We start from the raw sequence: 21732 nt of genomic DNA, 5'->3' as shown, positions 1-21732 counted from the left end.
GTATGAGTCTTGAGGTACGCCCGGTGGGCGAGTCCGAGTTCGGTGATTGGCGGCGGGCGCTCAAGACCGGGTTTCTCCGGCCGCCGGTCGTCACGGACGAGGAGGTCGAGTGGTGGCTGGCGCACGTCGACCTCTCCCGCACGCTCGGTGTCTTCGACCGGGGCCGGATCGTCGCGACCTTCCGTACGTTCACGCAGGAGCTGTCCACGGTCGGCGGCGGCTCGCTCGTCGCCGACGCCGTCAGTCAGGTGACCGTCTCGCCGTCCCACCGCCGGCGCGGCGTGCTCCGCCGGGTCATGGCGGCGGATCTCGCCGCCGCGAAGGAGCGGGGCGACGCCGTCGCCACGCTCATCGCCGCCGAGTACCCGATCTACGGACGGTACGGCTTCGGTCCCGCGACCTGGGGCACCGAGTGGGACGTCGACGTGACGCGCGCGGGGCTCGACCCGCGCCGTACCGGGCGGCCCGAGGACGGCGGCTCGATCGACCTCTCCGACGGCGCCGAGATCCGCAAGATCGGCCCCGAGGTGCACCGCCGCCTGGCCCGCGTGCGGGCCGGCGTCCCGAACCGGGACGCGAAGGACTGGGAGCGCGGCACCGGCCTCGGCTACCAGGGAGAACCCTGGACCGAGCCGTTCTACGCGGTCTACCGCTCCGAGTCCGGCGCGGTCGAGGGCTATGCCTCCTACCGGTCGGACGACAAGTGGGACGACGGCAAGCAGCCGGTCAACACGGCGACCGTCCGGGACCTGATCGCCTGCACCCCGGCCGCCGAGCGGGCGCTGTGGCGGTACCTGTGCTCCATCGACTGGGTGACGAGGGTCAGGTCCGGCTACCGCGCCCCCGACGACCTCCTCCCCCTGCTCCTCCCCGACCCGCGCGCGGCCAGGGTCCTCAGCCACGCCGACATGCTGTGGGTCAGGGTCCTGGATGTCGCCAAGGTCCTCGAGGGGCGTACGTACGCGGGTTCCGGCAGCCTCGTCCTGGAGCTGCGGGACGCGGACGGCCTGGCCGGCGGGCGCTACCGGCTGGACGCCTCTCCGGAGGGCGCGGAGTGCTCCCGTACGACCGAGCCGGCCGATCTGACGCTGGACATCGCCGAGTTGGGCACGCTCTCGCTCGGTGACGAGTCGGTCGTACGGCTCGCGGCGCTCGGCCGGGCCGAGGAGCTGACGGCGGGTGCCGCCGCCCGTGCGGACGTGCTGCTGCGGGCCTCGCGCCGGCCGTGGTGCCCCGACATATTCTGACGTCATGCGGTTCGACGCCGGAACAGGCTCTTGGGCGCTGCCGTAACCGCCAGGACTTCGTTGTACGTCGTCCTCACCCGGGCCGTCTGCCGCCTCGACGTCGTCCACAGCGAGCCGCTGCCTGACTGCCTGAGCGCTTACGCCTCCTGAAGGGCGGTCAGGAGACCCCGTACGGCGGGCAGGGCCAGCGAGGACTCCCGTACCGCCGCATGGATCGAGCGGACCGGCTCCGGGCCGCGCACGCGGCGGACGACCACGTTCGAGTGGCGGCTGCCCAGGCCCGTCAGGGGGATGAGGCTGATGCCGAGCCCGGCCGCGACGAAGCCCTGGGCGGTGGCGTACTCCTCGCACTCCACCGCGATGTCCGGCGTGAACCCGGCCGCCGCGCACGCCTCCAGGACGGCGTCGAGGCACGGCCCGGGGCGCTCGCTGCCCACCCAGGGCTCGTCGGCGAGGTCGGCGAGGTCGACGAGCCGGCGGTCGGCGAACCGGTGGCCCTTGGGGAGGACGACGCGGTAGGGGTCGTCGAGGAGATGGACGAGGCGGAAGCCGCCGTCGGCCGCCGCGCCCCGGGGGCGTACCACGAGCGTGAGGTCCGCCTCCTCGTCGCGCGTCGCGCCCTCGGTGATCCTCAAGTCCACCCGTACGCCCGGGTGTTCGGAACGGAAGCGGGCCAGGGCGGGGGCGACGAGATCGGCGCCCGCGGTGGCGAAGTAGCGGACGGTCACCTGGCCGGTGCGCCCGGCCCGCAGATCGGCGAGGGCGGTCTCGGCCTCGGCGACCTGGCGGCCGATCACGGCCGCGTGCTCGGTGAGCAGCAGCCCGGCGGCGGTGGGCCGGACGCCCCGGCCGAAACGTTCGAGCAGGGCGATGCCGGCCTCCTTCTCCAGGACCGCGATCTGCTGGCTCACGGCGGAGGGGGTGTAACCGAGGTTCGCGGCGGCGGCGGTGACGGAGCCGCTGGTGACGACGGCCCGGAGCACCTGCATGCGTCTCACATCCAGCATGTAGCACAGCTTAACGCTGGATGCACGATCCTTCGCTTGTCCTGTCGAGTCCGGGCGAGGACCGTGGAGGCCATGACGTCGGCGCTACGGATGGGTGTGCTCGCCCTGCTCTGGGGCTCGGGCTTCCTGTGGATCAAGCTGGCCCTCGACCACGGCCTCACCCCGGGGTGGATCACCGTCGTACGGTGCCTGCTCGGCGCGGGCGTGCTCCTCGCGCTCGCGTACGCGGCCGGGCAGCGGCTGCCCCGGGACCGGGCGACCTGGGGGCGGCTGGCGGTCGCGGCCCTCTTCTGCAACGCCCTGCCGTTCTTCCTGTTCAGCCTGGGCGAGCAGACCGTGGACAGCGGTGTCGCGGGCGTCCTGAACGCCACCACCCCGCTCTGGTCCCTGCTCATCGGCCTGGGGCTCGGTACGGAGCGCCGGGGCCTGTCCGCGGCCCGGCTCGGCGGTCTGGTCCTCGGCTTCGCCGGCGTCCTGCTGATCTTCGCCCCGTGGAGCGGGGCCGGCCTGATGAGCCGGGGTGCCCTCGCCCTGCTCGCGGCCTCGGCGAGCTACGCGGTGGCCTTCGCGTACATGGCCCGCCGGCTCGCCGGCCGGGGCACCGCGCCGCTCGCGCTCTCCGCCGCGCAGCTGCTGGCGGCGACGGTCCTGAGCCTGCCCGCCCTGGCGTCCGGCGGCGACAGCCGGCCGACGTGGACGGGGGTGGGGGCGGTCGTCGTCCTCGGGATCTTCGCGACCGGTCTCACCTTCCACCTCAACTACCGGATGATCGCGGAAGAGGGCCCGACGAGCGCGGCGACGGTCGGCTACCTGCTGCCGGTGGTGTCGGTGACGCTAGGGGCTCTCGTCCTCGACGAGCCGCTGACGGTACGGGTGGTGGCGGGGATGGTCGTGGTGCTGGTGGGGGTGGGGCTGACGCGGAGGGTCCCGCGCGTCCTGGAACCAGTCGCGTAGCCGTTCGAGTCTGGGCTGTCATGCGCGTAACGATGATCCTGCCCGCCCTGACCGAGGCCACGAGCCCGCTGTTCCGGCCCATCAAGTACTCGCTCTTCCCGCCGCTGGGCCTCGCGACGCTCGCCGGGTACCTCGACCCGGACGACGAGGTGACCCTGTACGACGAGCACGTCGAGCGGATCGACATCGAGTCCCTGCCCACGCCCGACCTGCTCGTGCTCCAGCCGTACATCACCTCCGCGCGCCGGAGTTACGAGATCGCCGACCACTTCCGCGCACGCGGCGTGCACGTGGCGATGGGCGGGCTGCACGTCACCTCGCTGCCCGAGGAGGCGGCGCAGCACGCCGACACGATCTTCACCGGGCCGGGTGAGGACATCTGGCCGCTGTTCCTGAAGGACTTCCGGGACGGGGCGCCGCTGCGCCGGTATGACTCCAGGACGCGCACGCTCGCCGGACTGCCGCCCGTACGACGGGACCTGATCAAGCGTCACCTCTACCTCGTGCCGAACTCGATCGTGGTCTCGCGCGGCTGCCCGCACCACTGCGACTTCTGCTACAAGGATGCGTTCTTCGAGGGCGGCAAGTCGTTCTACACGCAGGCGGTGGACGACGCGCTCGCCGAGATCGAGCGGCTGCCGGGGCGGCATCTGTACTTCCTGGACGACCATCTCCTTGGCAACCGGCGGTTCGCGGAGGCGCTGTTCGACGGGATGCGCGGGATGGGCCGGCTGTGGCAGGCGGCCGGCACGGTGAAGTCGGTCCTTGAGCCGGACCTGCTGGAGAAGGCGGCGGAGGCGGGGCTGCGCAGCCTGTTCGTCGGCTTCGAGACGGTGAACGACGCGAACCTCGCGGAGCGCCGCAAGAACCAGAACATCGGACGGGACTACGACGCGGCGGTCCGGCGGCTGCACGACGTGGGCGTGATGGTGAACGCCAGCTTCGTCTTCGGCCTGGACCACGACGGGCCGGACGTCTTCGACCGGACGGTGGAGTGGGCGGTGGAGCAGGGCATCGAGACGGCGACCTTCCACATCATGACGCCGTATCCGTCCACAGGTCTGTGGAAGCAGATGGAGGCGGAGGGCCGGATCGTGCACCGCGACTGGGACCTCTACGACACCCGCCACGTGGTCTACCGCCCGGTGGGCATGACCCCGCGCCAACTGGAGGACGGCTACTGGCGCGCGTACCGAGACTTCTACCGCTGGAGCAACATCTGGAGGGGCGCCGCCGCCCAGCCGGGCCCGCACGAGCGGATGCGTCATCTCGCGTACGCGGGCGGCTGGAAGAAGCTCGAACCCGCCTGGGACGCCCTGATCCGCTCCCGGCGGGTGGTCCGGGCGATGCCGGCGCTGGAGCGGACCCTGTCGGCGTTCGGCGGGCGGAAACCGGTCTAGGGAGTGAGGGAGACCTCCTGGCGGGCGACCTTGTGCGGGTCGGTCTTCGGGGTCTTCAGGGCCTTCAGGACGGTGAAGGCGACCGCGAGGGCGGCGAGGAGGAGACCGGCTCCGACCCCGAAGGCCAGGTGGTAGCCGCTGGTCAGGGCCTCGGCGGCGGGGCGGCCGGCCCGGGTGAGGGACTCGGTGCGGGAGGCGGCCAGGGTGGAGAGGACCGCGATGCCGAGCGCCATGCCGATCTGCTGGGTGGTGTTGAACAGGCCGGACGCCAGGCCCGCGTCCTCCTCCTTCGCGCCGGACATGCCGAGCGAGGTGAGGGCGGGGAGCGCGAGGCCGAACCCGGCGGCCAGCAGCATCACGGGCAGCAGGTCGGTGACGTACGAGGCGTGCACGGGCACGCGGGTCAGCAGCCCGAGGACGCCGACGAGGAGGACGAGGCCGGTGAGCAGGACGGCGCGCTCGCCGAAGCGGGCGATCAGGCGGGCCGAGACGCCCAGGGACACCACGCCGATGACGGCCGCGGCCGGCAGCATCGCGAGACCGGTCTCGGCGGCGCCGTAACCGAGGACCTTCTGGAGGTAGAGCGCGACGAGGATCTGGAAGGAGAAGAGGGCGGCGACCATCAGCATCTGCACGAGGTTGGCGCCCGCGACGCTGCGCGAGCGGAGGATCCGCAGCGGCATCAGCGGGTTCGCGGTCCTGCCCTGGCGGACGACGAAGGCGGCGAGGAGGGCGAGCGAGAGGGCGCCCAGGCCGAGGGTGTGGGCGGAAGCGGCGCCGTACTCCTCGATCTTGACGACCGCGTAGATGCCGAGCATCAGTCCGGCGGTCACGAGCAACGCGCCGACGACGTCCGCGCCGCCGCCCGCCTTCAGGCCCGGGCCGCGGTCTCCGGGCAGGGCGAGGAGGGCGACCAGGAGGGTCGCGATGCCGATGGGGAGGTTGATGAAGAAGATCCAGTTCCAGGTGAGCGCGTCGGTGAGGACGCCGCCGAGGACCTGCCCGAGGGAGGCGCCGGCCGCGCCGGTGAAGCTGAACACGGCGATGGCCCTGGCGCGTTCACGGGGCTCGGTGAAGAGCGTGACCAGGATGCCGAGGCTGACGGCGGAGGCCATCGCGCTGCCGACGCCCTGGAGGAAGCGGGCGGCGATCAGGATGCCGGGGGAGGCGGCGACGCCGGCGAGGAGCGAGGCGGCGGTGAACACCCCTGTGCCCGCGAGGAACATCCGCTTGCGGCCGATCAGGTCGCCGAGGCGGCCCGCGAGGAGCAGCAGCGAGCCGAAGGCGATGAGGTAGGCGTTGACGACCCAGCTGAGTCCGACCGGGGTGAAGCCGACGTCGCTCTGGATGGCCGGCATGGCGACGGTGACGATGCTGCCGTCGAGGATCGTCATCAGCATCCCGGTGGCCAGGACGCCGAGGGCGAGGGAGGGCTTGGGCGTGGCAGGCATTGCGGTCTCTCCTGTCGTGGGCGAGGCAACAGGAAAGACCGTAACAGATAGTTCTGTTGCAGACTATCTTTTACGGATCGAGGTCGTTGGGTCGCGGGTCGCTACCCCTTCTGACGCGCCCTGCGAGCCGGCCTCGCACCCTCCACCGGCGTCTCCAGATGCCCGGTGACCAGGCGGTTCAGTGCACGCAGCAGCACCTCGCGCTCCTCGGCGGGCAGGGAGGTCAAGGCGCTCTCGTGCACCCGGTCGACGATCTTCTGGCTCTCCGCCGCGACCTTCGCCCCCTCCTCCGTGACCGCGATGATCCGCGCCCGCCGGTCGGTGCTGGACGGCCGGCGCTCGGCGAGCCCGGCCTTCTCCAGGGCGTCGACGGTCACCACCATCGTGGTCTTGTCCATGTCCCCGATCTCGGCGAGCTGCGCCTGGGTGCGCTCCTCCTCCAGGGCGTGGACGAGGACGCAGTGCATCCGCGGGGTGAGCCCGATCTCCCCGAGCTCGGCGCTCATCTGCGTACGCAGGACGTGGCTGGTGTGGTCCAGGAGGAAGGACAGGTCCGGTTCGGTGCGGGTGGGTGCCATGGCTGTCATGTCAGCCAGGGTACGACCGGACTCGATCCGTCGTGGATTATCAGGAAGCGGACGACATGCTGTACCTCGGACCCCGGCCCAGGAGCTCGGTGATCCGGATGAACCCGTCGTCGCCGTGGCCCTTCCCGATGGCGCGGCGCGCGAGGCCCTCGGCCGCGCGCATCACGCCGGCGTCGATGCCGTGGGCTTCGGAGGCGTGGACGATGTGGGCCATGGACGACGCCGCCGAGGTGAGCGGGTTGTCCGCGCCCGAGAAGGTGCCGTTGTCCACCTCTTCGGCGGTCGCGTCGAAGATCGGCGGGAGGATCGAGCCGATGCCCCGCGCGAACGGTGCCAGCTCCCGCGCGGTGATCCCCTCCGCCCGTGCGACCGCGAGGGCGTGGGCGTACCCCGACATGGCGGTCCAGAAGATGTCGAGCAGCGCGATGTCGTAGGCCGCCGCCCGGCCGATCTCCTCGCCGAGGTGGGTGTGGGTGCCCCCGAGGGCGTCCAGTACGGGACGGTGCTCGCGGTAGAGCTCCTCCGGGCCGCTGTGGATGAACACCGCCTCCGGCGTCCCGATAGTGCCCGTCGGCGTCATGATCGCACCGTCCAGGTAACGGACGCCGTGCTCGGCCGCCCACGCGGCGGTGTCCCGGGCCCGGTCCGGCGTGTCGGCGGTCAGGTTGACCACCGTGCGCCCCTTGAGCGCGTCGGTGACCGCGTCGCGCCGCAGAATGGCGTCCGCCGCGTCGTAGTTCACGACGCAGACCACGGTCAGCCCGCTCGCCGCGACCGCCTCCTCGGCCGACGGGGCGCCTGCCGCACCCCGCGCGACCAGATCCCGGCCCCGGCCCGGTGTCCGGTTCCAGACGGTGGTGCGCACCCCGGCGTCCAGGAAGGCGCCCGCGAGGGCCCGTCCCATGGGTCCGAGACCGAGTACGGTGACGGAGGGGACGGTGGGCTGATCGATGTGTGAGGACATGGTCCAACTCCCGTAAGAATGATGATGATTGGTGAGAAATGGGGCGAGGGTGACGCGCAGTCGGGCCCAGGACACGAACGTCTGTGGAGTGACCGCCGCGATCGCCGTGATCGACGGAAAGTGGAAGACGGCCCTGCTCTGGCTCCTGGAATCCGGTCCGCAACGTCCCGGCGAGCTGCGCCGTCGGCTGCCCGGCCTCAGCGAGAAGGTGCTGACTCAGGCGCTCCGTGAGATGGAGACCGACGGACTGGTGCACCGCGAGGTGTACGACACGCTTCCGCTGAAGACCGAGTACACCCTGACGGAGTTCGGCGGGGAACTCGCGGAGGCGCTCGCTCCGCTCTCCGAGTGGGGCCACCGCCGTCTGGAGAAGCTCACCGAGGCCCGCTCGGTCTCCTGACACATCCGCACCGTCACCCCCTCCGTCTTCCCGGGATCCAAGCGGCCCGGCGACCGCCCTCCACCAGGTTCGCCGCCTCGCCGCCCGGCGCCAAGTACCCACAAAAAAGTGGCTACATGGCGCGTACGTAAGGCCATCGAGAAACGAACGCGGCCCCCGAGAAACGAAAAAGGGCAAGGAGAAAAACCACTCCTTGCCACTCCCAACGTATAGCGCACCGGGGGCCTTGCGGCAAGGCCCCCGGTGCGATGCAGAATCGTCGGCCTAGGCCGGAACCGAGCGAAAACAAGTAGCTCCGCGCGCAATGGGGGATTTCATGTTCGACACAGACGTGATCGTGGTCGGCGGCGGACCGACCGGCTTGATGCTGGCCGCCGAGCTGCGACTGCACGGCGTGCACGTGGTCGTGCTGGAGAAGCTGACCGAGCCGACCAAGGAGTCCCGAGGGCAGGGCCTGCACGCGCGCAGCGTCGAGGTGATGGACCAGCGCGGCCTGCTGGACCGGTTCCGTGCGGTCAGTGAGCAGTTCCAGGCCGGCGGTCTCTTCGGCGGCATCATGAAGCCGTGGCCCGACCGGCTGGACACGGCGCACCCGTACGGCCTGGCCACCCCGCAGCCGGTCACCGAGTGGCTGCTCAACGAGCATGCGCTCGAACTCGGTACCGAGATCCGGCGGGGCCGCGAGGTGGTCGGGCTGAGCCAGGACGAGGATGGGGCCGGGGCCGGGGTGACCGTCGAGCTGGTCGACGGCACGCGCCTGCGCTCGCGCTACGTCGTCGGGTGCGACGGCGGCCGCAGCGCGGTGCGCAAGCTGCTGGGGGTCGGTTTCCCCGGTCAGCCCGCAACCGTCGAGACGCTGCTGGGTGACATTGAGTTGACGGAGGATCCGGCGACCGTCGCCGCGGTCGTCGAGGAGGTCCAGAAGACCCAGCTGCGGTTCGGCGCCGTCCCCCAGGCGGACGGCTCGTACCGCCTCATCGTCCCCGCCGACGGCGTGTCCGAGGACCGCGCGGCGCCGACCCTCGAGGAGTTCAAGCAGCAGCTGCGGGCGGTCGCGGGCACCGACTTCGGCGCGCACGCGCCGCGCTGGCTGTCCCGGTTCGGCGATGCCACCCGGCAGGCCGAGCGCTACCGGGTCGGCCGGGTGCTGCTGGCCGGCGACGCGGCGCACATCCACCCGCCGACCGGCGGACAGGGCCTCAACCTCGGCGTGCAGGACGCGTTCAACCTCGGCTGGAAGCTGGCCGCCGCGGTCGACGGCTGGGCACCGGAGGGGCTGCTCGACAGCTACCACGCCGAACGGCACCCGGTGGCCGCCCGTGTGCTGGACAACACCCGCGCGCAGATCACCCTCCTCGGGACCGACCCGGGTGCGACGGCGCTGCGCGAACTGTTCTCGAAGCTGATGGACTTCGAGGAGGTGAACCGGTACGTGACCGGGATGATCACCGCGGTCGACGTCCGCTACGACTTCGGCGAGGGCCACGACCTCCTCGGCCGCCGCCTGCGGGACGTGCACCTGAAGCAGGGCCGCCTCTACGAGCTGATGCACACCGGCCGCGCCCTCCTCCTCGACCAGACCGGCCGCCTCTCGGTGACGGGCTGGGCGGACCGCGTCGACCACGTCGTGGACGTCAGCGAGGAACTGGACGCACCGGCGGTACTGCTGCGCCCCGACGGCCACGTGGCCTGGGCCGGCGAGGACCAGCAGGATCTGCTCGCCGTGCTGCCGAAGTGGTTCGGAGCCCCTGCCGCCGACTGAGCCCTGGTACAGACAGGCGCCCCGTGACACGCGACACTATTGCAAGCGCCTGCTTGCAATAGTTAGCGCGGGGTGGGATCGTCGCCGCATGGCATCACTCAACGTCGGCAATCTTGGCGAGTATCTCCGTGAGCAGCGGCGCACCGCGCAGTTGTCGTTGCGGCAGCTCGCGGAGGCCGCCGGGGTGTCCAATCCCTATCTGAGCCAGATCGAGCGCGGTCTGCGCAAGCCCAGCGCCGAGGTGTTGCAGCAGGTCGCCAAGGCGCTGCGGATCTCTGCCGAGACGCTGTACGTGCGGGCCGGGATCCTCGACGAGAAGGAGCGGGAGGAGCTGGAGACGCGTGCCGTCATCCTCGCCGATCCCTCGATCAACGAGCGGCAGAAGCAGGTACTGCTCCAGATCTACGACTCCTTCCGCAAGGAGAACGCCGCCGAGGCGGTCGCCGGGGACGACGCCACTCCCGATGCCGAACCCACCGCGAGCTAGTACGTACACATCCGGGAGGACCACCACCATGGCCATCATCGACGAACTGCGTACCCCCCTCTACTTCGCCGCCGGTACCGCCGACCTCGCCGTCCAGCAGGCCAAGAAGGTCCCCGGGCTGATCGAGCAGATCGCCGCCGAGGCGCCCGCGCGCATCGACGCCGTGCGCAAGACCGACCCCAAGGCCGTCCAGGAGAAGGTCGCGGACCGGGCCAAGGAGGCCCAGGCCACCGTGCAGTCGAAGTTCGCCGAGGTCGTCGGCAGCCTCGACACCGACCTCAAGAAGCTCGGCGAGACCGCCCAGGACCTGGCCCTGCGCGGCGTCGGCGTCGCCGCCGAGTACGCGGTCAAGGCGCGCGAGAAGTACGAGGAGGTCGCCGCGCACGGCGAGGAGGCCGTGAAGGCGTGGCGCGGTGAGGTGGCCGAGGAGATCACCGAGATCGCCGTGGTCGTCGAGCCGGAGCCGGAGGCCAAGGCGGAGACCAAGGAGGCGCAGCCCGAGGCCAAGAAGGCCGAGGCTGCCAAGCCCGCCGCCCGCAAGCCCGCCGCCCGCAAGGCCCCCGCCAAGAAGACGGTCTCAGCCACCGAGAAGTAGTCCCGAGAAGTAATCCGGGGCACCAAAGAGGGTGGCCGGTGCGTTGTACCGGGTACCTTGGCCGCGAGGCGCTTCACTCACTCACTAGGCGGTGCTCAGTATGTTGGCCAACGGATTCGATTCCATCCTCTGGCTGGTGATCGGTCTCGTCTTCATCGGCATGGCGGTCGCCGCGCTCGTTTTCGCGGCCATGGCGCGCGAGGACGCCTACCGTGCCGCCGACAAGCAGACCAAGAAGTTCTGGCTGATCATCCTGGGCATCAACCTGGCCCTGAACCTGCTGCTGCCGATGCTCTTCCTGCAGATCGCCGGCCTCATCGCCGCCATCGTCTTCATGGTCGACGTCCGGCCCGCGCTCAAGCAGGTCTCGGGCGGAGGCGGCGGCCGCCGCGGCGGTTCCAGCAGCGACGGTCCGTACGGTCCCTACAACGGCGGACGCTGAGCGACAGCGCGCAGACCGACAGAGCAGACAGAGCGCGGAAACGGGCCCGGGGCTATCCCCGGGCCCTTTCCAGTGCCAGGACCGCCACGTCGTCCGTCAGCTCCCCGCCGTTCAGTGACCGCACCTCCGCCACCGCCGCCTCCAGGAGCTCCTCGCCCCGCAGGCCCTCCGCCAGCTGCCGGTTGATCATCTCGACCATCCCGTCCTGGCCGAGCCGCGGCGAGCCGGGGCCCGCCGAGCGGCCCTCGATCAGGCCGTCCGTGTACATCAGCAGGCTCCACGACCCGCCCAGCTCCACCTGGCGCCGCGGCCAGCGGGCGCGCGGCAGCAGGCCGAGGGCCGGGCCGCCGTCCTCGTACGGGAGCAGCCGCGCCGGGCGGCCCTTGCGGGCGATCAGCGGGGTGGGGTGTCCGGCCAGGCAGAGGCCCGCCCGGCGCCCGTCCGGGGCGATGTCGACCGTGCAGAGCGTCGCGAAGATCTCCTCGTTCTCCCGCTCGTGCTCCAGGACCTGCTGGAGGGTGGAGAGCAGCTCGTCCCCGCACAGGCCCGCGAAGGTCAGCGCCCGCCACGCGATGCGCAGCTCCACGCCCAGCGCCGCCTCGTCCGGGCCGTGCCCGCAGACGTCGCCGATCATCGCGTGGACCGTGCCGTCGGGCGTACGGACGGTGTCGTAGAAGTCCCCGCCGAGCAGGGCGCGGGACCGGCCGGGCCGGTAGCGGGCGGCGAACCGCAGGTCGGAGCCCTCCAGGAGCGGGGTGGGCAGCAGCCCGCGCTCAAGCCGGGCGTTCTCCTGGGCCCGCAGCCGTGACTCGGTCAGCTTCACCTGCACCGCGTCGGCCCGCTTGCGCTCGACCGCGTACCGGATCGCCCGGCTGAGGAGCCGGCCGTCGAGCTCCTCGCGGAAGAGGTGGTCCTGCGCCCCGACCCGTACCGCCTCCGCCGCCAGCTCCGCGTCGGCCGAGGCCGCGAGCGCCAGGACGGCGTGGCGCGGCGCGAGGCGCAGGATGTGGCGCAGAGGCGCGAGCGGGTCGTCGCCGGTCGCGCGGGGGGCGGGCAGGGCCAGGTCGACCAGGACGCAGTGGACGTCGTCGGTGAGCAGCCGCTCCGCCTCGGTGAGGTTCCGGGCGGTACGGATCCGGACGCGGGTCCCGTCCACGGCGTCGAGCATCTCGGGTACGGCGAGGGCACCCGCCGGGTCGTCCTCGACGACCAGCAGGGTGAGATCGGTGCCTGTCGCAGCGGTCACCGTGGTCGCAGTGGCCGCACTGGTCGCAGCGGTCGCAGCGGTCGCAGTGGTCGCAGTGGTCGCACCGTGCGCAGCGGTGACAGCGCCGGGCGCTTCAGCAGAGACGATTCTCTGACGCGGTACGGGTACGGGCATCGGTCGCGGTTTCCTTCCCTCCCCCCGAGGGCGCGGCAGGACGACGAACGACGTCCCGCCAGACCGGGACCATAGCGGTACCCCGGCGCGCAACGGAATGGCGATCACGCCATGAGCACCGATGAGCCGTTGGCATATGCCGCGCATGGGGAGGTTGTTGCCCGCCGACCCATGACGAACATCACGCCGAGGCGGTGACCGGCGTCACTCCGGGCGGACGACTCCCAGGATCTCCATCGAGCCCGCACCCGCGAGCGTCACGTCCCGTCCCGGCCGCGGCGCGTGCACTATCGCCCCGTTCCCGACGTACATCCCGATATGACTGGCGTCCTTGTAGTAGACGATCAGGTCGCCCGGCCGCATGTCCTTGATGTCCACCCTGGGCAGCAGCCGCCACTGCTCCTGCGAGGTGCGCGGGATGGACCGGCCCGCCACGTCCCAGGCGCGCTGGGTCAGCCCCGAGCAGTCGTACGAGGACGGCCCCTCCGCCCCCCAGACGTACGGCTTGCCGATCTGCGCCGTCGCGAACTCCACCGCCCGCTTGCCCTGCGGGGTCGCCGTGGCGTTCAGGCCCTTGAGGACGCCGGTGTCCAGCCAGGCGGTCTGCGCCCGGTACTGCTCCTGCTCCTCCAGGCGCCGCAGCCGCTCCCGCTCCTCGGCCGCCAGCTCGGACTCGAGCTTCTTCGCCGCCGCTATTTTGTCGTTGATGTCCTTCTTCGCCGCCGCCTGCTTGACGCGGTTGGCCTCCAGCCTGGTCCAGTTGGCGCCCGCGTCCTTGGCGTAGACGGTCAACTGGGCCTGGGTCCGGTCCATTTCGGCGAGCAGGTCCTTGGTGGCCTTCTGGCCCTCCTGGAACCGGCCGGCGTTGTCCAGGAAGAGCTGCGGGTCGTCGGTGAGGACGAACTGGGCAGTGTCGGGAAGTCCGCCGTTGCGGTACTGGGCGCGGGCCGCCGCGCCCGCCTGCGCCTTGAGCGCGTCGATCTTCTCGCGGCCGGCCACGATCATCCGGGCCAGCCGCACGATCTCGGCGGACTGCTCCTTGGTCTGCTCCTCGGCGAGGTTGTACGCGTCGGTGGCGACGGCGGCCTGCCGGTACAGGCCGTCGATCTCCTTGCGTACCTCGTCGAGCGTCTTCTTCGGGAGCGCGGGCGGCAGCGGGTCGGACGGTGCGTGCGGGGCGGATGGCGCCGATGGGGCCGCGGAGGCCTGGAGTGTCAGGGCGGGCGAGGCCAGCACCGTCAGGGCGCAGACCACGGTGATCGCGGCGTTGACACAGCGGCGTCGGTTCACAAGCTCCCCCTCGTACGGACCGCACCCGGCAGCGGAATCTGATTTACCGTCAGTAACTTCGTGGTGACCTTCGCGATAGTGCCATGCGAAACGTGAAAGCAACAGGGGATACCGGGTCCTGTCGGGTCACTTTCCCCCACAGGGGACGGGTGAGGGGCGTGTCGCGTTCCCGACGCACACGAAATTCACCCGCAGTTGGCGTACATCCGCCTCTCAGCGGGGCGCCAGCGCCTCCCAGCGCACCGTCACTTCCCCCTGCCGCCACCGCCGGTGGCCGTCCGTCAGGGGCCAGTCCGCCGCCAGATCGCGTACGGCCCGGATCCAGCGCTGCCGCGCGCCGAGCGAGGCGTACGGAGCGGCCGCCGCCCACGCCCGGTCGAAGTCCCGCAGGAACGCGTGCACCGGCTCGCCCGGCACATTGCGGTGGATCAGCGCCTTCGGCAGCCGCTCCGCGAGGTCCGAGGGCCGGTCGAGCGAGCCGAGCCGGGTCGCGAAGGTCACCGTTCGCGGGCCGGTCCGGTCCAGGGCCACCCACACATGGCGCCGCCCGATCTCGTCGCAGGTCCCCTCGACGAGCAGCCCCCCGGGCGCGAGCCGCGCGCACAGCCGCGCCCACACGGCGGCGACCTCGTCCTCGTCGTACTGCCGCAGCACGTTCGCGGCCCGGATCAGCGCGACCTCGCCCGGCACCGGCACCTCGAAGCCGCCGTGCAGGAAGGTCAGCCCCGCGCGCTCGTACGGCCGGGCCGCGGCGACCCGGGCCGGCTCGATCTCGATGCCGACGACCTCGGTACGCGGATCGGCCGTCCGCAGCCGGGTCAGCAGCTCCACGGCGGTCCAGGGGGCGGCCCCGTAGCCCAGGTCGACGGCGACGGGCGGGGTGACGGAGCGGCGCAGGGCCGCGCCGTGGGTGGCGGCGATCCAGCGGTCCATGCGGCGCAGCCGGTTGGGGTTGGTGGTCCCGCGGGTCGCCGTGCCGACGGGGCGGGTCGGGGCGGGTCGGGTGGTGCGCGGGGCCATGGAACGAGGGTACGGGGCGCTGCGCCCCACGACGGTAGGGCGCTGTACTCCCCGACGGCACGGCAATGAATTGGCAAAACGGAAATGGATCGCCGCATTCCGGTGTTGTCCCGCTAGCAAGGCGCCGTGCGTCTGTCTTGCTGTGCCCGCTACGCCCCCACTCAGCGGAAGGACCGTCGACGTGAGCCAGTACGTCTCCCGGCTCGCCGGCTCCCTGGCGACGCCGTCCCGACTCCGGCTCCCCGGACGTCACCGGACCCCGCGCCGGGTGGCCATGCTCAGCGTCCACACCTCGCCGCTCCACCAGCCGGGCACCGGCGACGCCGGCGGCATGAACGTGTACATCGTCGAGCTGGCGAAGCGCCTGGCCGCGATCAACATCGAGGTCGAGATCTTCACCCGGGCCACCACCGGCGGCTTGGCCCCGGCCGTCGAGCTCGCGCCGGGCGTTCTCGTACGGCATGTGGACGCCGGGCCGTACGAGGGTCTGGCCAAGGAGGAGCTGCCGGCCCAGCTCTGCGCCTTCACGCACGGCGTGATGCAGGCCTGGGCGGGCCACCGCCCCGGCCACTACGACCTGGTCCACTCCCACTACTGGCTCTCCGGCCACGTCGGCTGGCTCGCCGCCGAGCGCTGGGGCGTCCCGCTCGTCCACGCCATGCACACCATGGCCAAGGTCAAGAACGCGGCGCTCGCGGAGGGCGACACGCCCGAGCCCGCGGCCCGGGTGATCGGCGAGACGCAGATCGTCTCCGCCGCCGACCGGCTGATCGCCAACACGGCCGAGGAGGCCGACGAGCTCGTCCGCTTCTACGACGCCGAGCCGGGGAAGGTCGCCGTCGTCCACCCGGGCGTGAACCTGGACCACTTCCGCCCCGCGGACGGCCAGGCCGCCGCCCGCGCGCGCCTCGGACTGCCGCAGGACGCCTTCGTCCCGGTCTTCGCGGGCCGTATCCAGCCGCTGAAGGCCCCCGACATCCTGCTGCGCGCCACGGCCGAGCTCCTCCACCGCGACCCCTCCCTGCGCTCGCGCATGCTCGTGCCGATCGTCGGCGGCCCGAGCGGCAGCGGCCTCGCCAAGCCGGAGGGGCTGCAGAAGCTGGCCGCCCGGCTGGGCATCGCGGACGTCGTCCGCTTCCACCCGCCGGTGCGCCAGGACCGGCTCGCGGACTGGTTCCGGGCGGCATCGGTGCTGGTCATGCCCTCGTACAGCGAGTCCTTCGGCCTGGTCGCCATCGAGGCGCAGGCGGCCGGCACCCCGGTCGTCGCGGCGGCGGTGGGCGGCCTTCCGGTCGCGGTACGGGACGACGTCACCGGCTTCCTCGTCCAGGGCCACGACCCGGCCGACTACGCCCGCGCGCTCGGGCGGTTCGTGGCCGACCCGTCGCTCTCCGCCCGTATGGGTGCGGCGGCGGCCCGGCACGCGGAGTCCTTCGGCTGGGACACGGCGGCCTCGGGCACGGCGGACGTGTACACGGCGGCGATGCACGATCACCGCCGTCGCGTACGCTCGCACCATGGCTGAGCGAGCTGAGGACGTACGGCGGGTCATCGAGGACACGTTCAAGGACGCGGAACTGGAGTGGGAGTCCCCGGAACCGGGCTCGTACGTCGTCAAACTCCCCGGCACGCGCAAGCTTTTCACGACCCTCTCGCTCAAGGTCGGCCGCCACTCCCTCTCGCTGAACGCCTTCGTCATCCGGCACCCCGACGAGAACGAGTCGGGCGTCCACCGCTGGCTCCTGGAGCGCAACCTCAAGCTGTACGGGGTGAGTTACGCGGTCGACGGCCTCGGCGACATCTATCTGACCGGCAAGCTGCCGCTGGCCGCCGTCACGCCGGAGGAGCTGGACCGGCTGCTCGGCTCCGTTCTGGAGGCGGCGGACGGCTCGTTCAACACCCTCCTGGAGCTGGGTTTCGCGAGCGCGATCCGGCGTGAGTACGAGTGGCGGGTCTCGCGCGGCGAGTCGACGCGGAACCTCGACGCGTTCACGCATCTGACCCAGAAGCGCTAGGCGCGCACGACTCCTTCCGTACCCCTTCCCAGGAGTACACGGACGCCCCGTACACCCACCCCTCTCCAACGGGGCCACGCCCGACGGCTCGACGGACTCCGCCCCCGCGATCAAGTTGGAGCAGCCTGGGTCTGGCTCACGTGCGGCGGCGCCAGAGCGGAGCGGGCGTATGGGGCTCCTTCGTCGGAGACTGCGGCGGGACTGATCACCTTCGACTGTTGAGGAAGCCGATGACGACGGCCGCCCACCATCCGACCTGCGACACGCCGGCTGCGGCGGCCCCTCGAAGGAGCAGCCGGGCCGCCGGTCTGTCGTCCTGCGATCGGGTCAGTCGGGTCAGTCGGCGATGGAGCGCGCACGCGCACACGCCGTTGAGGGCTATGACCAGCACGGCGGCCAGCTTCGCGCAGGTGAGCGGAGAACTCAGATCCGGATGCAGGAAGACGCCGGTGAACAGAAGGCCCGCCGTTCCCGACCACACCGGCAGGTGCAGGCACGCGGTGAGCGCGAGGACCTCGCGCAGGCTGCGCTTGCCGAGCAGCCAGAGAAGACCCATGTAGTCGATCACCAGGACGGCGCCGAATCCGATGACCAGGGAGGCCAAGTGGCCGAACAACGCGGCGGTGTGGAGCGCCTGGTCGGCTCGCACGTGGGTCGACGTCCAGACGCACAACGCCCACAGGGCGATGCATGCGAGTGCGGCGGCGGCGTCGTCCCGCCAGGCCGGTTGGGGTATGAGTCCTACGCGCGCTCCGCCCGTGGATTCTTCGGCGGAACGGATATCAGGCGTGCTCAGCACTGCGGACATGGCGAGGTCACCACTCTCCTCCGGGGAAATCCGCCCCGGTGTCGGCGAGGTAGCGACGACGTGAGTCTCCTGGCTTCCGGATCATCGTTTCTCCCGGCCTTCCCACCCCGTGGGGCAGTGGCCATGCGTGGGAGTCGCTTCCCGGTCACAGTGGCGGGACCGCGCCGGATTCACACCGGCTTCCTCGGTCGCCATCGCTTGGGTCGCGGCCATCCTGCCAGCAGCACCACACCTGCGGCCGCATGTGTGATCACACTCTCAACGCGCTGGGCGCCTCTTCCGTCGAGCCGATCACCAGGAACTTCTGTACGGTCTGTGCAGGAGGAGTAACTCATGGCTACATCGCGAGGGGCAGTACCGAGGCGCTGCCTGGCCGCAGCCGCAGTTGCGGGCCTGCTGCTGACGCTGACCGCCACCGTTCCGGCGGATGCCACCACCGCCCAGTCCGAACGCTGCACAGGAACCGAACGGCGAGCCGCGTTGCGCGCCGAGCGGAACGACGTACTGAACCGGCTCAACGAAGGTCAGGAGCTGGCCGGCCTGCCCGATACGGATCACACGATCCTGGAGAACGAGGCCGAGCTGGCCGCCCTGGGCGCTCCCGACCCGGGCAGCGGCACGGCCTACAACCTCCTGGACCACTTGTTCGCCAGCGCCGAGGGAACGGGGGTCGGCATCGTCGACGCTGTGGCCTTCCCACCCGATGTGGTCGTCCCGGGCAAGCCCTCCGTCCTGTTCTACGCACCGCGCCGCGGGGTGACGCAGGAGGAGGCGATCGACCCGGAGGGTCCCGACTTCCCGTACCGGCTCGTCGGCTGGGCGTACGCCAAGAGCTACACCCCGGGCGTGCATCCGGCGGGGCTCGACGGCACCGGCGGCAGGTGCATGGTCCGGTCGGACTGGTTCGTCCACGAACGGAGCATCCATCCGTACGACACCTGGCAGAACATCCCCGTGCCACCCGACGAGGACGTCCAGGGTGAGGCCGCCGGCCAGGAACCGATCCTCCCGACCGAGTGTGCCCCCGAACCTTGTCCGGCCGGTATCCAGCACGGGCGGCTGTGGGACATCCATTTCTGGCTCGCCGACGACGGCGAACCGAGGAACGACGCCCTGGCCGTCTCGATTCTCAACCACCGTGCCGCGATCCCCGGATGGGACCCAGATGTGGGCGTCAGCTTCTTCTACCCCCACCCCCAGGTCCAGCCATGAGGAGGCTGGTGGTGGCGGTAGCGGTGGTCGTCATGTCGTTGCCGACTCTCGGCGGCGTACCGGAAGCCGGAGCGCAGGACCCGCCCACGGGTTTCGGGCACGCGGAGAACTGCGTCTCCGTCAGCGCGAACCCGAAGGTCCCGGAAGAGAACATCCGCCCACTCGTACCCGAGGACTTCATCCTCCAGACCGAGCCCGATCCCGCCGATCCGACCCGTCAGGTCGTCCCGCTGGGCATCGGCGGCATCCACTGCGAGACGCTGACCGTCACCCGATCGAACGGGGAGCCCTCGACTCCCCGGGAGACGACCTATGCCGCGTTCCGGGTCCCGGTGGCAGCACCGCAAGGCGAGGAGCCGGCGGCGGCGGACATCTTCACCTATCAGCTGTGGCTGGTGGCGGACAATCGGGACCTGGTCCAGGCCCTGCGCGACGAGGGCGGCGAAGAAACACGCGGAGCCGTCCACGTCCCGAACCTGCGCTGGGATCTGGCCTTCGGCCCCACCCAGACCCACGCCCATTTCACGTTCGAAGCCCCGGCCCCGACACCGTCCCCCTTCCGTATCGAGGCCACCGTCGGCCGCCCCCTTCTGGGGCCGATCCCCTTGGTCCGTCTGCGCCACTTCAGCACCAACCCGAACGGCTGGATGGTGATCGACGGCAACCCGGGCATCCGCAACGTGCGGCTCGGATCGGCGGAGGGCCGGGTGTTCGCCGAACCCGGTACCCAGCTGGCCCGGGTGTTCTGCGACGACACGGACGGGTCGTTCCAGGATCCGGCCAACTCCAACACCGCGGCGTACGAGACGGACGACTTCACGATGACGGTACGGCCCAGGGCCACCGAGCCGACGCCACGCGCCCAGTGCCCGCCGCCCTCCGCCGGGAGCTGAGCCGAGCGCCCTCGACGCGTTCAGGCATCTGACCCAGAAACGCTAGGCGCGCACGACCCCTTCCGTCCCCTGCCCGGCCGTGCCATGCTCGCCGCCGACGCGAATCTGAACATGGTTCACATCCATGAATTTGGGAGGGTGGGCGGGCTCATGGGAATCAGCAGAAGGCAGTTCGTGGGCGGCGCGGTGGCGGTCGGGGTGGCGGCGACGACGGGCTTCGCACCGGCCCGCTCGGCGACGCTCTGGGAGGAGTACACGGACGCCCCGTACACCCACCCCCAGATCCCCTACGTCGGCCGCGCCGGCGCCCGCCGCGGCGCCACCCGTCCCGCCCGGCCACCCGTCGTCGCAAACGTCCTCTCCTACGGAGCCACGCCCGACGGCTCGACGGACTCCGCCCCCGCGATCAACCGGGCGCTGGCCGAGGCGGGGGAGCGCGGCGGCGGCACGGTGCTCGTCCCGCCCGGGACGTACCGCATCGACGGCTTCCTCCACATAGGCCACAGCGGTGTGGTGCTGCGCGGCGCGGGATCTGCCCGTACGAAACTGGTCGCGACGAAGAGCCTCACCGAACTGATCGGCGAGTACGGCTCCCGCTACGGCGGCGACAAGTCCGCCTGGTCCTGGGCCGGCGGCCTCATTTGGCTCGCCCCGCACGCCCGGCACGCCTCGCTCGTCGCGGCGATCCGCGCCCGGGCCTGGCCCTTCGAGGGCTGGACCGGCAACAAGCGGGACGAGTGGGAGACGCTGACCACGGTCCGCCCGGCGCGGCGCGGCGACTGGTCGGTCACGGTCGACGACCCGTCAGGGCTGCGCCGGGGCCGTATCGTCCTCCTCCGCTTGTCCGACGACGTCGGCCACACGCTCCTGGAGCACATGGCGGGCGGCGGCGCGGGCCCGGAGGCGTACAACTGGGACGACAAGACCAAGCTGACGAGCTACGTCCCGTACGAGTGGCCGGTCCGGGTGGTGTCCGTGGTCGGCCGGAAGGTCACGTTCGAACGCCCCCTCCCCCTGGACGTCCGCCCGGAGTGGGACCCGCGCCTGACGACGCTCGCGGAGCCGCTGACGGGCTCGGGCGTGGAGGGCCTGACGCTGGAAGCGGTCGAGACACCCCAGTCGGTCCACCTCCTCGACAAGGGCTACAACGGCGTCACGTTCCAGTGTGCGTACGACTGCTGGGCCGAGGACATCGTCGTACGGCACGTGGACAACGGCTTCGGCCTCGTCGCCGCCTCCGCCTGCACGCTGCGACGCACCCGGGTCGAGGGGCGGGGCTCCCACCACCCGTACTTCTGCCGGGAGGGGGCGCACGACAACCTGATCGAGGACTTCGCGATCGCGGCCCGCACGACGCCCGCCCGGCCCGGGACCCAGCTCCACGGCATCAACGTGGAGGGCCTTTCCAGCTACAACGTCTGGTCGCGCGGGGTGATGGAGATGGGCACCTTCGACACCCACCGGGGCATGCCGTTCGCCAACGTACGGACGGAGATCACGGTCGAGAACAACGGCCGGCACGGCGGGGACGCCTCGGCCGGCCCGCTGTACGGCGCCCGCTTCACCCACTGGAACGTGACGGTGACGAACGGCCGCGCGGGCCTGGTCAAGATCGACACGATCGCCCCGTACAGCGCGACGGCCGGCATCAGCGAGGTGCGGGAGTTCGACCAGATCGACGTACCGGACTTCGCGGGCGACCTCCACGCGCGCGTGGAGGCGTACGGGAGTCCGGGGGCGGTCCGCCCCCGGAACCTGTACGAGGCACAGCGCGCCGCCACGTACAGGTGAATGAGGTCGCCCGAGCGGGTCCGTCC

21 protein-coding genes and 1 riboswitch are annotated in these 21732 nt (G+C 71.4%); of the genes, 13 read left to right on the top strand and 8 right to left on the bottom strand.

Features of this window, described 5'->3' with window-relative positions:
• The first annotated feature begins 2 nt into the window (after positions 1-2).
• A complete protein-coding gene (locus ACZ4VI_RS06350) occupies positions 3-1247 on the top strand; it encodes a GNAT family N-acetyltransferase (RefSeq protein ID WP_467997117.1) in 1245 nt (414 codons plus the stop codon).
• A gap of 137 nt (positions 1248-1384) precedes the next feature.
• Here ACZ4VI_RS06350 and ACZ4VI_RS06345 read toward each other — a convergent pair whose 3' ends face one another.
• Positions 1385-2254, bottom strand: coding sequence for a LysR family transcriptional regulator (locus ACZ4VI_RS06345; RefSeq protein ID WP_467997115.1), 870 nt, complete (start codon positions 2252-2254; stop codon positions 1385-1387).
• A 72-nt stretch (positions 2255-2326) separates the two neighbouring features.
• Between ACZ4VI_RS06345 and ACZ4VI_RS06340 the strand changes: the two genes are divergently transcribed.
• Positions 2327-3208, top strand: a complete 882-nt coding sequence (locus ACZ4VI_RS06340; protein WP_467997114.1) for a DMT family transporter — start codon at positions 2327-2329, stop codon at positions 3206-3208.
• A 20-nt stretch (positions 3209-3228) separates the two neighbouring features.
• A complete protein-coding gene (locus ACZ4VI_RS06335; RefSeq protein ID WP_467997112.1) occupies positions 3229-4608 on the top strand; it encodes a B12-binding domain-containing radical SAM protein in 1380 nt (459 codons plus the stop codon).
• Here the strand turns inward: ACZ4VI_RS06335 and ACZ4VI_RS06330 are convergent.
• The 3 genes from ACZ4VI_RS06330 to ACZ4VI_RS06320 form a co-directional block, all read right to left on the bottom strand.
• The gene (locus tag ACZ4VI_RS06330) at positions 4605-6059 is read right to left on the bottom strand and encodes an MFS transporter (RefSeq protein WP_467997111.1); all 1455 of its coding nucleotides are present in this window, start codon (positions 6057-6059) and stop codon (positions 4605-4607) included. The genes ACZ4VI_RS06335 and ACZ4VI_RS06330 overlap by 4 nt on opposite strands.
• Before the next feature lie 101 nt (positions 6060-6160).
• Positions 6161-6646: a MarR family winged helix-turn-helix transcriptional regulator gene (locus ACZ4VI_RS06325; protein ID WP_467997109.1), complete on the bottom strand. Its 486-nt coding sequence runs from the start codon at positions 6644-6646 to the stop codon at positions 6161-6163.
• Positions 6647-6686: 40 nt separating this feature from the next.
• On the bottom strand, positions 6687-7610 hold the full coding sequence (locus ACZ4VI_RS06320; RefSeq protein WP_467997107.1) for an NAD(P)-dependent oxidoreductase: 924 nt from the start codon (positions 7608-7610) through the stop codon (positions 6687-6689).
• Positions 7611-7659: 49 nt separating this feature from the next.
• Between ACZ4VI_RS06320 and ACZ4VI_RS06315 the strand changes: the two genes are divergently transcribed.
• The 5 genes from ACZ4VI_RS06315 (at position 7660) to ACZ4VI_RS06295 (ending at position 11296) form a co-directional block, all read left to right on the top strand.
• A complete protein-coding gene (locus ACZ4VI_RS06315; RefSeq protein WP_467997106.1) occupies positions 7660-8010 on the top strand; it encodes a winged helix-turn-helix transcriptional regulator in 351 nt (116 codons plus the stop codon).
• A 316-nt stretch (positions 8011-8326) separates the two neighbouring features.
• Positions 8327-9772 carry a rifampin monooxygenase gene (gene rox / locus ACZ4VI_RS06310; RefSeq protein WP_467997105.1) on the top strand — a complete coding sequence of 482 codons (1446 nt, stop codon included), beginning with the start codon at positions 8327-8329 and terminating at the stop codon, positions 9770-9772.
• A gap of 88 nt (positions 9773-9860) precedes the next feature.
• Positions 9861-10259, top strand: a complete 399-nt coding sequence (locus ACZ4VI_RS06305) for a helix-turn-helix domain-containing protein (RefSeq protein WP_467997104.1) — start codon at positions 9861-9863, stop codon at positions 10257-10259.
• A 28-nt stretch (positions 10260-10287) separates the two neighbouring features.
• A complete protein-coding gene (locus tag ACZ4VI_RS06300; RefSeq protein ID WP_467997102.1) occupies positions 10288-10854 on the top strand; it encodes a hypothetical protein in 567 nt (188 codons plus the stop codon).
• Positions 10855-10954: 100 nt separating this feature from the next.
• A complete protein-coding gene (locus ACZ4VI_RS06295) occupies positions 10955-11296 on the top strand; it encodes a DUF2516 family protein (RefSeq protein WP_467997281.1) in 342 nt (113 codons plus the stop codon).
• 52 nt (positions 11297-11348) lie between these two features.
• On the opposite strand, the gene ACZ4VI_RS06290 is transcribed toward ACZ4VI_RS06295, so the two are convergent.
• The 3 genes from ACZ4VI_RS06290 to ACZ4VI_RS06280 all read right to left on the bottom strand — a co-directional run bounded on the left by ACZ4VI_RS06290 (position 11349) and on the right by ACZ4VI_RS06280 (position 14987).
• The gene (locus ACZ4VI_RS06290) at positions 11349-12677 is read right to left on the bottom strand and encodes a PP2C family protein-serine/threonine phosphatase (protein ID WP_467997101.1); all 1329 of its coding nucleotides are present in this window, start codon (positions 12675-12677) and stop codon (positions 11349-11351) included.
• 204 nt (positions 12678-12881) lie between these two features.
• Positions 12882-13967, bottom strand: a complete 1086-nt coding sequence (locus ACZ4VI_RS06285; RefSeq protein ID WP_467997100.1) for a C40 family peptidase — start codon at positions 13965-13967, stop codon at positions 12882-12884.
• A 213-nt stretch (positions 13968-14180) separates the two neighbouring features.
• Positions 14181-14987 (bottom strand): class I SAM-dependent methyltransferase, encoded by an 807-nt coding sequence (locus ACZ4VI_RS06280; protein ID WP_467997099.1) that lies wholly within the window; start codon positions 14985-14987, stop codon positions 14181-14183.
• 181 nt (positions 14988-15168) lie between these two features.
• Here ACZ4VI_RS06280 and mshA point away from each other — a divergent pair, with 181 nt between their 5' ends.
• Together mshA and ACZ4VI_RS06270 are read left to right on the top strand one after the other, a co-directional pair.
• Positions 15169-16512, top strand: coding sequence for a D-inositol-3-phosphate glycosyltransferase (gene mshA, locus ACZ4VI_RS06275; protein WP_467997097.1), 1344 nt, complete (start codon positions 15169-15171; stop codon positions 16510-16512).
• Positions 16505-17002: a type III secretion system chaperone family protein gene (locus tag ACZ4VI_RS06270; RefSeq protein WP_467997095.1), complete on the top strand. Its 498-nt coding sequence runs from the start codon at positions 16505-16507 to the stop codon at positions 17000-17002. The genes mshA and ACZ4VI_RS06270 overlap by 8 nt, the downstream gene beginning before the upstream one ends.
• Positions 17003-17207: 205 nt before the next feature.
• On the opposite strand, the gene ACZ4VI_RS06265 is transcribed toward ACZ4VI_RS06270, so the two are convergent.
• Entirely contained in the window at positions 17208-17651 is a 444-nt protein-coding gene (locus ACZ4VI_RS06265) for a hypothetical protein (RefSeq protein ID WP_467997094.1), read from the bottom strand.
• 221 nt (positions 17652-17872) lie between these two features.
• Positions 17873-17996, bottom strand: a riboswitch (cobalamin riboswitch).
• A gap of 147 nt (positions 17997-18143) precedes the next feature.
• On the opposite strand from ACZ4VI_RS06265, the gene ACZ4VI_RS06260 reads away from it, so the two are divergent.
• The 3 genes from ACZ4VI_RS06260 to ACZ4VI_RS06250 all read left to right on the top strand — a co-directional run bounded on the left by ACZ4VI_RS06260 (position 18144) and on the right by ACZ4VI_RS06250 (position 21706).
• Entirely contained in the window at positions 18144-19022 is an 879-nt protein-coding gene (locus tag ACZ4VI_RS06260; RefSeq protein ID WP_467997093.1) for a hypothetical protein, read from the top strand.
• Between the two features lie 11 nt (positions 19023-19033).
• Positions 19034-19915, top strand: a complete 882-nt coding sequence (locus ACZ4VI_RS06255) for a hypothetical protein (RefSeq protein WP_467997091.1) — start codon at positions 19034-19036, stop codon at positions 19913-19915.
• Positions 19916-20065: 150 nt separating this feature from the next.
• Positions 20066-21706 (top strand): glycosyl hydrolase family 28-related protein, encoded by a 1641-nt coding sequence (locus tag ACZ4VI_RS06250; RefSeq protein WP_467997089.1) that lies wholly within the window; start codon positions 20066-20068, stop codon positions 21704-21706.
• The last annotated feature ends 26 nt before the right edge of the window (positions 21707-21732 follow it).

The sequence above is a fragment of the Streptomyces sp. NPDC029169 genome (assembly GCF_055563935.1).
This window is presented reverse-complemented; position numbering and strand designations above follow the sequence as displayed.

Bases quoted from the DNA above. Each gene is read 5' to 3' on its own strand.
- ACZ4VI_RS06350 (WP_467997117.1), top strand. From the start codon at position 3: ATGAGTCTTGAGGTACGCCCGGTGGGCGAGTCCGAGTTCGGTGATTGG.
- ACZ4VI_RS06345 (WP_467997115.1), bottom strand. From the start codon at position 2,254: ATGCTGGATGTGAGACGCATGCAGGTGCTCCGGGCCGTCGTCACCAGC.
- ACZ4VI_RS06340 (WP_467997114.1), top strand. From the start codon at position 2,327: ATGACGTCGGCGCTACGGATGGGTGTGCTCGCCCTGCTCTGGGGCTCG.
- ACZ4VI_RS06335 (WP_467997112.1), top strand. From the start codon at position 3,229: ATGCGCGTAACGATGATCCTGCCCGCCCTGACCGAGGCCACGAGCCCG.
- ACZ4VI_RS06330 (WP_467997111.1), bottom strand. From the start codon at position 6,059: ATGCCTGCCACGCCCAAGCCCTCCCTCGCCCTCGGCGTCCTGGCCACC.
- ACZ4VI_RS06325 (WP_467997109.1), bottom strand. From the start codon at position 6,646: ATGACAGCCATGGCACCCACCCGCACCGAACCGGACCTGTCCTTCCTC.
- ACZ4VI_RS06320 (WP_467997107.1), bottom strand. From the start codon at position 7,610: ATGTCCTCACACATCGATCAGCCCACCGTCCCCTCCGTCACCGTACTC.
- rox (WP_467997105.1), top strand. From the start codon at position 8,327: ATGTTCGACACAGACGTGATCGTGGTCGGCGGCGGACCGACCGGCTTG.
- ACZ4VI_RS06305 (WP_467997104.1), top strand. From the start codon at position 9,861: ATGGCATCACTCAACGTCGGCAATCTTGGCGAGTATCTCCGTGAGCAG.
- ACZ4VI_RS06300 (WP_467997102.1), top strand. From the start codon at position 10,288: ATGGCCATCATCGACGAACTGCGTACCCCCCTCTACTTCGCCGCCGGT.
- ACZ4VI_RS06295 (WP_467997281.1), top strand. From the start codon at position 10,955: ATGTTGGCCAACGGATTCGATTCCATCCTCTGGCTGGTGATCGGTCTC.
- ACZ4VI_RS06290 (WP_467997101.1), bottom strand. From the start codon at position 12,677: ATGCCCGTACCCGTACCGCGTCAGAGAATCGTCTCTGCTGAAGCGCCC.
- ACZ4VI_RS06280 (WP_467997099.1), bottom strand. From the start codon at position 14,987: ATGGCCCCGCGCACCACCCGACCCGCCCCGACCCGCCCCGTCGGCACG.
- ACZ4VI_RS06270 (WP_467997095.1), top strand. From the start codon at position 16,505: ATGGCTGAGCGAGCTGAGGACGTACGGCGGGTCATCGAGGACACGTTC.
- ACZ4VI_RS06260 (WP_467997093.1), top strand. From the start codon at position 18,144: ATGGCTACATCGCGAGGGGCAGTACCGAGGCGCTGCCTGGCCGCAGCC.
- ACZ4VI_RS06250 (WP_467997089.1), top strand. From the start codon at position 20,066: ATGGGAATCAGCAGAAGGCAGTTCGTGGGCGGCGCGGTGGCGGTCGGG.